The sequence below is a fragment of the Micrococcus sp. LASM2_SD2 genome, from assembly GCF_057364565.1.
On the sequence record NZ_JBNFOB010000067.1, the window covers coordinates 1 to 9,434 of the forward strand.

7 protein-coding genes and 1 pseudogene are annotated in these 9,434 nt (G+C 71.8%); 4 read left to right on the top strand and 4 right to left on the bottom strand.

The annotated features are described in order from the left end of the window. Window positions 1-999, top strand: a 999-nt coding sequence (locus AC2W7A_RS05440; protein WP_485990457.1) for a thiamine pyrophosphate-dependent enzyme, incomplete at its 5' end; no start/stop codon positions are given. A 3-nt stretch (window positions 1,000-1,002) separates the two neighbouring features. On the opposite strand, the gene AC2W7A_RS05445 is transcribed toward AC2W7A_RS05440, so the two are convergent. Continuing rightward, window positions 1,003-2,442 (bottom strand): serine hydrolase domain-containing protein, encoded by a 1,440-nt coding sequence (locus AC2W7A_RS05445; RefSeq protein ID WP_485990458.1) that lies wholly within the window; start codon window positions 2,440-2,442, stop codon window positions 1,003-1,005. A 63-nt stretch (window positions 2,443-2,505) separates the two neighbouring features. Between AC2W7A_RS05445 and AC2W7A_RS05450 the strand changes: the two genes are divergently transcribed. Together AC2W7A_RS05450 and AC2W7A_RS05455 are read left to right on the top strand one after the other, a co-directional pair. After that, window positions 2,506-3,780, top strand: coding sequence for an FAD-dependent oxidoreductase (locus AC2W7A_RS05450; protein ID WP_485990459.1), 1,275 nt, complete (start codon window positions 2,506-2,508; stop codon window positions 3,778-3,780). Then, window positions 3,777-4,304 carry a DUF3253 domain-containing protein gene (locus AC2W7A_RS05455; protein ID WP_485990460.1) on the top strand — a complete coding sequence of 176 codons (528 nt, stop codon included), beginning with the start codon at window positions 3,777-3,779 and terminating at the stop codon, window positions 4,302-4,304. The genes AC2W7A_RS05450 and AC2W7A_RS05455 overlap by 4 nt, the downstream gene beginning before the upstream one ends. Before the next feature lie 312 nt (window positions 4,305-4,616). Here AC2W7A_RS05455 and AC2W7A_RS05460 read toward each other — a convergent pair whose 3' ends face one another. Next, entirely contained in the window at window positions 4,617-5,510 is an 894-nt protein-coding gene (locus tag AC2W7A_RS05460; protein ID WP_485990461.1) for a hypothetical protein, read from the bottom strand. Window positions 5,511-5,779: 269 nt separating this feature from the next. Beyond that, window positions 5,780-7,060 (bottom strand): histidine phosphatase family protein, encoded by a 1,281-nt coding sequence (locus tag AC2W7A_RS05465; RefSeq protein WP_485990462.1) that lies wholly within the window; start codon window positions 7,058-7,060, stop codon window positions 5,780-5,782. Between the two features lie 46 nt (window positions 7,061-7,106). On the opposite strand from AC2W7A_RS05465, the pseudogene arfB reads away from it, so the two are divergent. Then, window positions 7,107-7,546, top strand: a pseudogene (gene arfB / locus AC2W7A_RS05470) (alternative ribosome rescue aminoacyl-tRNA hydrolase ArfB). 1 nt (window position 7,547) lies between these two features. On the opposite strand, the gene AC2W7A_RS05475 reads toward arfB, so the two are convergent. Then, window positions 7,548-8,834 carry a DUF4921 family protein gene (locus AC2W7A_RS05475; protein WP_485990463.1) on the bottom strand — a complete coding sequence of 429 codons (1,287 nt, stop codon included), beginning with the start codon at window positions 8,832-8,834 and terminating at the stop codon, window positions 7,548-7,550. Window positions 8,835-9,434 lie beyond the last annotated feature (600 nt).

The window sequence follows — 9,434 nt, forward strand, 5'->3', positions numbered from 1 at the left end:
CGCCAGGCCGGCGCGGACGTGGTCGCGCTGGCAGAGGCCTGCGGCGCGGGCGTGCTCACCGGCACGAACGGCCGCGGCACCGTCCCGGAGGACCACCCGCTGCTGATCGGCAACTTCCCGGCGGACGAGGCCGTGCTGCCGCTGCTGGAGGAGGCCGACTGCCTGGTGACGATCGGCTCCCACCTGCGCGGCAACGAGACGCAGAACTTCAGCCTGCCCCTGCCCGAGCGGCATGTGCAGATCGACCTGGACGCGAACGTGATCGGCAAGAACTTCACGGTGGAGGTCGCTCTGCAGGCCGATGCCCGATCCGCTGTCGGCGCGCTCGTGGGGGAACTCGGCGGGCATGAGCCGGACGCGGACTGGGCGGACCGCGTGGCCGAGACCGCGCGGGCCGCTCGCAAGGCCCACCGCAAGAACATCGGCGCCTACGGCCGGATCTGCGACGCGATGCGGAAGCGTCTGCCCCGCCGTGCCGTAGTGGTCCGGGACGTCACGGTGCCGGGCAGCTCCTGGGGCAACCGCCTGCTGTCCGTCTACGACGTGCGGGACAACGTGTTCGCCGCCGGCGGCGGCATCGGCCAGGGCCTGGCCCAGGCGATCGGCGCGGGCGTCGGCCGGCCCGAGGACCCCGTGCTCGCCATGGTCGGAGACGGCGGCCTGGCCGTGCACCAGGGCGAGCTGGCCGTCCTGGCGAAGGAGGCGCCGCACGTCGTGCTGGTGGTGTTCAACGACGGCGGCTACGGCGTGCTGCGGAACATCCAGAAGGCGCGCGGAGCGAAGAAGCGCGGCGTGGACCTGCTCACCCCGGACTTCGGCCTGGTGGCGGAGTCTGTGGGACTGCCGCACCGCCGGGTCGACAGCGCAGAGGCCTTCGACAAGGCGTTGAAGAAGGCGCTCAAGCGCGAAGGCCCGTCGATGATCGAGATCGACGTGGCGGCCCTGCGCCCCAAGCCCGCGAAGATGGTCCCGCCGATCGAGGTGCCGAGCGCCGGGTGACCGTCACCTCCAGGCGTCGCCGCGCCGGGCGAGGTACTGCTCCTGAGGCCAGCTGCTGACTCCGGTGACCCGCATCCGGGTGACCGTGCCGTCCGCGTCCACGTCGAAGGGGATCTCCTCGCCGGAGGCGCCGAAGCCGTCCTTGTCCTGCACGCGCAGGGTGGTGGCGTCCAGTGCGCGCAGCTCCTGGGCCACGGCCACCGGGGCGGGGGACGTGGGGTCGAGCATGACCAGGCGGCCGCCGCCGAAGACGACGTCCGTCTCACCCCACAGGCAGCAGTAGCGTCCGGTCAGGCGCTTCAGGTCCGCCTCGGTCACGCCCTCCGGCAGACTCTGCCAGTCCGCGGCGGGAGCGGTGAGCAGGTCGATCAGTTCGACGAGGCCCGTGGCGAGGGACTCGGCGGGGCCGTCCACGGCGTTGGTCAGCACGCAGACGGTCAGCCCGCCCTTCGGGTCCACGAGGGTGCGGGTGATCTGGCCCGGGAAGCCGCCGGAGTGGCCGATGGTCTTCCGGTCGCCGATCTTCGCTCCGATGATGCCGAGGCCGTAGGTCTCGGTGTCCCCTCCGCGCGGGACGGTGGACTCGGCCCGCTGCATCAGGCGCAGGCTCCGGTCGGTGAGCAGACCGTCCTGTCCCACGGCCAGCGAGGAGAAGAAGCGGCTGAGCTCCTCGGCGGTGGAGACGAAGCCGGTGGCCGAGGCCAGGGCGCCCGTGGTCGGGTTGCCGACGGTGACGCGGGTACGGCTGCGCCCGTGCGGACGGGAGTGTCCGGTGACCAGGCGCGGGGAGCCCTCCTCCTGGGCCTCGGCGAGCTCGGGGCTGGTCCTCTCCAGGCCGAGCGGCTCCAGCACCGCGGAGGTGATGTGGGAGACGTAGTCGGTGCCGGTGAGCCGCTCGATGACCGCTCCGAGGACGCCGTAGCCGATGTTGGAGTACTTGAAGTGCTCCTGCGGCTGGTAGGTGGCGCCGTGCTCGGCCACCACCGTCCGCAGCGTGTCCGCATCCGGGAACGGCCGGTCAAGCTGCCAGAAGTCGGCGTCCACGCCGTCACGGATCGCGCCGGCGGTGTGGCTGAGCAGCTCCCGGACGGTCGCACCGGCGAGCGGGGTGTGCACGTAGTCGTCCAGCAGGTCGGCCACCGTGTCGTCCAGGCGGAGGCGGCCGGCCTCCACCAGCTGCATCACGGCCACGGCGGTGAAGGTCTTGGAGTGGCTGGCCACGCGGAACAGGTGGTCCGTGGTGAGCGCCTCCCCGGTGGCCTGGTCTGCGTCGCCGTAGGCCTCGGACAGCACGAGCTCGCCGCCGAGGCGGACGGCCACCTGGGCACCGGGGACCTGCTGCACCTCCACCTGGGTGGCGAGCCAGCGGCTCAGGTACGGGGCCAGCTCCCTCAGCTGGTCGAGGCTCGGGCTGGTCTCGGAGGTGGTGGTGTCCTGGGTCATACGCTCCACCCTAGGCGGACGTCGAGGCTGTCCGGACATTGGGCTCTGCTCCATACTGGCAGCATGAGGAATGCACAGGACGTCGTGGTCGTCGGGGCCGGCCTGGCCGGGCTGGTGGCTGCTCGCCGCCTGGCGGAGCGCGGCCTCTCCGTCTGCGTCCTCGAGCGCTGTGATGAGGTGGGCGGGCGCCAGCGCTCCCGCACGGTGGACGGCTTCGTCCTGGACCGCGGCTTCCAGCTGGTCAACCCCGCCTATCCGGACCTGGCGGCCCACGCCGACCTCAACTCCCTTCAGCTGCAGCGGTTCCTTCCCGGAGTCCTCGTGCGCGGCACCAAGGGTCTCTCGTTGCTGGCCGATCCCCTGCGTGCCCCCGGCTGCGTGCCCCGCATGCTCCGTACTGCTGCCGGCACCGGGCTGCTCGCCCCGGGCCCGGTGACCGGACTGGTCCGCTGGCTGGCCCCCGCTCTCGCCGCCCCGGGACGCAGCAAGCTCTCGCACGACTCCGCACTGCGTGAGGCATGGGACGCCGTCGGCCTCGACGGTGAACTGCGGCGCGCGGTCCTCGAGCCGTTCTTCTCGGGAGTCCTCGCCGACCCCGACCTCACCACTTCCCAGCGCTTCGCCCAGCTGCTCGCCCGCATGTTCGTGCTGGGCACCCCTGCCGTTCCCGCCGCCGGCATCAGGGCCCTTCCGGAGCAGCTCGCGGCTCGGGCCAGGGCGGCGGGAGTCCGGTTCCGGCTCGGCCGGACCGTGACGGAAATCGAACCCATGCCGGGTGGCGTCCGAATGACCGTGCACGGCGGTCCCACCGTGCAGGCGCGTGCCGCCGTAGTGGCGGTGGGACCGGAGGCGTTCGGCCCGCTGACAGGACACGGAGAGGTCCCGAGCCGCGGTCTCACGACCTGGTGGTTCCGGGCACCCGGCGCACCTCACGAACGGTTCCTCGCCGTCGACGGCACCCGCTCCGGTCCGCTGGTCCACACCGCTGTCATGAGCGCCGTGGCCCCGATGCTGTCCCCGGACGGCACTCCCCTCGTCCAGGCCACCGCCCTGCTCGCAGCCGACGCGGACGCCACCGTCCCCGACGAGCTCGCCCGCCGCCATGCCGGCAGGATCTTGGGCGTCGACCCGTCCGGATGGGATCTGCTCGCCCGGGACGACATCCCCCATGCACTGCCCGTCCAGCAGGTTCCCCTGCGGCTGCGCCAACCGGCACGGATCGCCCCCGGCCTGTACGCGGCGGGTGACCACCGGGACACAGCGTCGATCCAGGGCGCCGTGGTCTCCGGCGCGCGGGTGGCGAAGGCCGTGGTAGAGGACCTGGGGCTGCCTCTATGAGCACGGACGACACCGCTTCGCAGAGGCCGCCGGAAGAACCGCACGACCCGGAACGCACCGAGGACGGACGGTACGTCATTGTGCGCGGACGCCGATGGCGCGCCGCCGACCCTGCAATCCCCGAACGGCTGCGTTCCGAGCTGGTCGCCGAGCTCATGGCGTCCCGACGCATGGTGAAGACCCGAGGTGACGCGGCACGTCCTCGCGTCCAGGACGCGAAGGTGGCGCTCGGCGAACGCGGAGACCCCTGGTGGGCGCCGACGGAGCAGGGGCGCCGGGAACGACTGGGCGCCGCGATACGGGCACTGCTGCGCAAGCGCGACAGCGGGACGATGTGCCCGTCAGAGGCCGCCCGGATCGTGGGTGGTGAGCACTGGCGAGACCTGATGCCCATCGCCCGCGCGGTGGCGGGCGAACTGGCGGAGACGGGGGCCGTCGTCGTGCTACAGCGGGGCGGGCCCGTGGATCCGACCACGGCCAAAGGACCGATCCGTCTCGGCCCGGGTCCGCAGCTGGGCACGTGACGGCCCAGCTGGACCTCACAGACTTCTCCTTCTCTATCTCCGCGGCGGCCTGCGTCGCGATCCGCCGGGCACGGCCGGGTGACGGTGACGACGGCCACCACGGTGACCATGGCCCCGAGCATCAGCGCGGCGTCCTCGCCGAGATTCAGGACGCCGGCCTGGGCCGCGGTGATGCTCCTGGACCACGCGGCCCTGTCTCCACTGTCCGCCACGTTCTGGCATCGGCAGGGCTATCATCCTCTCTGGACCACCTGGGAGCGGTGGGCTCTCATGAACGCACAGGGCGGGAGGCGGCGTCGAGGAGGGCCTGCGTCAGCCGGGTGTCCTCCGGGGAGAGGCCGGCAAGGACCTCGGCCAGGGTGACGTCCGTCTGGATGAGGACGTCGATGTTGTCCCCCTCCGGACCATGCCGGGTGACGAAGACCCGCCCGTAGTCGGGCGCCTCCAACGGTTCGGGCGCCCGGGCATTCTCCACGACGCCGTCGGCCCGAACTCGAAGAAGAGCTTCGGCGCACCGTCGGCCCGGTGCACGGTGATGCACCATTCCCACTGCCCCACGAACCGGGCGCGGAGCTGGGTGACGCGTCCCGTCTCGACGGCGGCATCGAACTGGGGTGCGACCACCCGAGCCGTGTAGTCACGCAGGGTCCGCTTCACCTGCCCGAGGACCTTGCGCCCGTCCTGAAACTGACGGCGGGCGTGCTCGGCGACGAGGTCGGCGAACTCGTCCTCGGCCGCGGAGATGGGGCGCCGTCCGTACCGGGCAGACTCGCCGGTCTCGCACAGGGCGGTGAGGAAGTCGAGGGTGTCGTTCGTGTCCACGGTGCTGGGTGCCTCCACAAAGTGGTGGTGCAGCTGCCGGATGAAGAAGTGCTGGTCGGGGCAGGACGTCTGCCAGCGCCGGTCCAAGACCACATGCGTCCGCAGGTCGGTGATGAGGTCAGCGTAGGTGAGGACGGCGGCGTCTTCCCACCCGGAGCCGAGCCGGTGCGCCTCGTGGCGCAGACAGAGCATGGCCACGGCGGCCTTCCGCCCTCCGGCCTGACCGTGGGCGAGGTATCGCCGGTACCCATGCCCGTGACCGTCGGAGACGGAGTAGTTCTCGACGACCACCGCCGCATCCGGCCGGGCCAGGACGATGTCCGCGATGTCCCTCCCACCGCCCGAGGCGACCTCGTCCTGGCCACGGGTGTCGGCCTCCTGCACCACCCGGTACCCGGCCTCCGGGAGACGGTCCTCCGACGCGAGGTGCGCGTTGACTCGCGCCAGGAACTGCCGCTGGAAGACGTCGCCGAGCTCGTGGGTGCCCTCGGCGTCGAGCAGTCAGGCGAAGACGTTGGAGAGCTGCTTCTCATGGGTGCCGTGGTGCATCACCCGGAAGACGTCGAACTGCTCGGCGAGGCTGCGGGAGAGCGAGGGCACGAGCCTGGTCACCATACCGCGCAGGTGGTCTTCCGAAGCTTGGGAGGGTGCCGTCATGCGGTGGTCTCCGGACGGCGCCCGTAGACCCGGTAGCGCCGCTGCGTGACGGTGATCGGGGGCTCCGCGTCGAGGCGGAACAGGGTCTCGGCGTGGTCGTCCACGGTGAAGTCCTCGGGCACGTCCCACGGCACCAGGCCGAGGTACACCACCAGGGCCTCGGCGTCCGCGAACGTCATGGCACCGGACCAGTCCCCCACGGTGTCCACCTCCAGGCCGGCGGCCTCCATGGCGGCGACGTCGTGCTCGGCCGTCACCTCCGGGTACTGCACCTGGCCCCCGAACCATTCGCGCAGCTCAGGGACCTCGTGGCCGTGCACCTGCTGCGTGAGCACGCGCCCTCCCGGTGCGAGGACGCGGGCGATCTCCGCCATGTCCACGGCCTCGTGGCGGGACATCACCAGGTCGAACGTCGCATCCGGCCAGGACAGCCGGTCCCCGGACTCGGCGTCGTAGGCCCGGACGTCCACGTCGGCTCCGGCGAGCGCGGCGGTGGCCACGGGGAGGTTCGGCTTCCACCCCTCGGTCGCGGAGACGTCCTTGCCCGCCGACTCGGCCCCGAGTCGCCCGATGAGCCTGAGCAGGCGCTCCCCTCCCCCGGTGCCGAGGTCCAGGATCCGCCGCGCGCCCCGCATGGCGGCGAGGCAGTCGGCCTCGAAGTCCCAGTCCGGGTCCTCGGACGTCATCCGGCCGTCAAGGCGGGAGAAGTCCCATCCGACCATGCCGGCCGACTCGTGGGCCGAGCGCAGCTGCGCGAGGCGAGTGCCGTCGTCGTGCTCCGGGGTTGCCTCTGCCCACGCCGGAGGGCGGCCCTCGGCGAGCAGCTCACCTGGTCCGGTCCACTCCTGCATCCCGACGACGGCCAGGCCGGAGGTCTTCATCGTCACCTGTTCTCCGGTCAGGCGGGCGACGAGCTCGTCGCAGGCCGGGCTGTGTCCGACCAGGGCGACGGTCTTCGCGTCCCGGGCGTCCGGGGCGGAGGCGAGGCCGCGGACGATCGCGAGCAGGTCGGCGCCGGCGAAGGTGTAGGCCCGCTCGTCGGTGCGCTCGGGCACGGCGGCCGGGAGTTCGGCGGCGGCCAGGTGCCAGGCGTCGGCGGCGCGGGTGGCCGGTGAGACGACCGCCAGGTCGATCTGCGGGGCATGGGCGGCCAGCCACCGTCCGGCCTCCGCGGCCTGCCGTCGGCCGCGTTCCTTCAGCGGCCGGTGGCGGTCTTCCACAGGGACGGACCAGTCCGACTTGCCGTGGCGCAGGACGATCAGGATGCGGCGGGTCATGCACCCATCATGCCGGGCGGCCAGGACGGGCGGGATACTGGTGGGCATGAAGGATCTCCGCGTCGCCCCCTGCCCCGGTGCGCCGCGGGGTCTGATGATCCCTGCGGCCGAGCTGACCGAGCGCTTCGCCCGGGCCTCCGGGCCCGGAGGGCAGGGCGTGAACACCACGGACTCCCGGGTGCAGCTGAGCGTGGACCTGACCACCTGTTCGGCGTTCACCGAGGCGCAGCGCGAGCGGTGCTGCAGCACCTGGACACACGGCTGACGGACGGCGTGCTCACGATCGACGCCGCCGAGCACCGGGCGCAGCGGCGCAACCGGGTGGCCGCCCGTGAACGCCTGTCCGCACTGCTGGAGGAGGCCCTGACGCCTCAGAAGCGCCGCCGGGCGACGAAGCCGACCCGCGGCTCCCAGCGCCGCCGACTCGAGGGCAAGAGGCGCCGGTCCGAGATCAAGCAGGCCCGCCGCCAGCCCCGGATCGACTGAGTCAGGCGATCTCGATGCCCTCGGCGAGGACTCCGTCGGCCTGAAGCCAGCGGAGCCGGGCCACGGTGCGGTCCCGCAGGCCCCATGGGCTGATCGTGTTCACATTGATCTTGGTGGCGCCCTCGAACCCGGCCAGGGTGGAGACCCGCCACTTCAGGCAGATGCGCCAGGGGATGTGCATGTCCACACCGGCGGGACGGGTGTGCCACTCCTCGTTGCACGGCACATCCGGACCGGTGGCGGCGTGGGCGGCGTGCAGCAGGTCTGCGACGCCGCCGAGCTCCTCGGCGCTGTGTTCCCACGGCTCCGAGGCCTCGGCGGTAGACCAGACCTCGAGCGTCGGATACCGGTGCCCGAAGCCGGCGAAGAGCACGGCATGCTCGTTCTCCGCCACCACGAGTCCACGGTCCCGGGCATAGCCGATCGCCCAGTCCTCGAACACGTCCGGGTTCTTCGCGACCGCTGCCAGGACGGCCTCGTTCTGTGCGCCGCGCTCGTCGATGGCCACCAGCTGCTTGTGCAGGTGGTCGAAGGAGGCGCCGGCCGGCTTCAGCCAGTTCTGGAACACGGACACATATTTCACCTGCGGATCCATGCGGTAGAGGTCCTGCGCGGCCTCCGCGGTGAAGCGGATGAACTCGCGGTGCTCCGCCGGCGTGAGCGTCCCGGAGGACGCGAGCTCGTGGTCCGTCTCAGCCCCGTCCACGAAGTGCCGGCGGGCGATGATCACGTCATGCCCTCCCCCGAAGAATCCGGACGCCGCCTCGATACGCTCCTGCTCGGACATGCCCGAGATCTCGTCGTCCGTCCTTCCGGAGGCGCGCAGCTTGTTCTCGATCACCGCCAGAACGTGGGCACGCCCCTGCTCGGTGGCGAGGTAGGCGTCCCGGCGGGCCCGCACCGCCTCGGACAGCTCGTAGCCGTGGTTGAGGTGCCAGTAGTCGTAGCTGAGGATCTCGAAGAGGTTCGGCACCCGGCGGAAGTCGGCCACGGTCGCGGTGAGCTCCGCGGCCGGCGCGGCCGTCAGCGTGCGGTGGGTGCCGTCGTCGTCCCTCACGGAGCGGGCCTTCTCCGGCGGGGTCTCCCGGACGCGCTCGGGACAGAAGGCGCAGTGACGGCCCGCGGCTGCCGGATCCAGCGGCACGGCGGGCGGACGTGCCACGCCCAGCGGTCGGTGGCCGCGCCCGGGGACGGTCCACACCTCCGTGCCGGTGAAGGGGTTGCGCTGCTTGACGGTGCCGTCGGGGAGCTGGACGAGGAAGTCGGTGGCGTCGGCGGGAACGGTCATGACGGCTCCTGGTGCGAGGGGCGGCGGGGCTGGTGCAGGGCTGGTGCCTATGAGGCGGTGGGGACAGGGCACAACCTAGCCGGTGACTGCGTCCGTGCGGTGAACATGCCGCCCGGACGGTGGGCCACCGGGGACGGTAGGCAGGCGCGGAGGCGACCGGGCCCGCGGTGTGATGGCCTGCCGTGGCACAGGTGCCCGGCCCTGCACAGACGCGCTCGGCCGTCAGGGTGGTGCCGCACGCGGTGACGGAGCTCAAGACGTTCACGGTCCGCTCCTGGACGCTCCGTGTGGTGCCCGAAGTGTCATAGACCTGGCAGTTGCTGTCCCAGAGGAATCCGCAGGAGCCCTCCAGGCCCTTGAGGGTCAGGCCGCCGTTGCTGTCCGGGACGAAACAGGTCGCCACGCAGGACTGGGTCAACATGGACCTGTACTCGTCGTACGTGGCGCCGTTGCAGGTCCGGGTCTGACCGGTGCGTGTGTGAAGCGCCCTGGGTTTCGTTCCGACCTACTTCCTCAAGGAGGATCGGACCATGCCCCAGAAGTACAGCCCCGAGTTCAAGGCGAAGGCATTGCAGCTCATCGAGGAGCGCATCCGCGCCG

Bases quoted from the DNA above. Each gene is read 5' to 3' on its own strand.
- AC2W7A_RS05475 (WP_485990463.1), bottom strand. From the start codon at position 8,834: ATGACCGTTCCCGCCGACGCCACCGACTTCCTCGTCCAGCTCCCCGAC.
- AC2W7A_RS05455 (WP_485990460.1), top strand. From the start codon at position 3,777: ATGAGCACGGACGACACCGCTTCGCAGAGGCCGCCGGAAGAACCGCAC.
- AC2W7A_RS05450 (WP_485990459.1), top strand. From the start codon at position 2,506: ATGAGGAATGCACAGGACGTCGTGGTCGTCGGGGCCGGCCTGGCCGGG.
- AC2W7A_RS05445 (WP_485990458.1), bottom strand. From the start codon at position 2,442: ATGACCCAGGACACCACCACCTCCGAGACCAGCCCGAGCCTCGACCAG.
- AC2W7A_RS05465 (WP_485990462.1), bottom strand. From the start codon at position 7,060: ATGACCCGCCGCATCCTGATCGTCCTGCGCCACGGCAAGTCGGACTGG.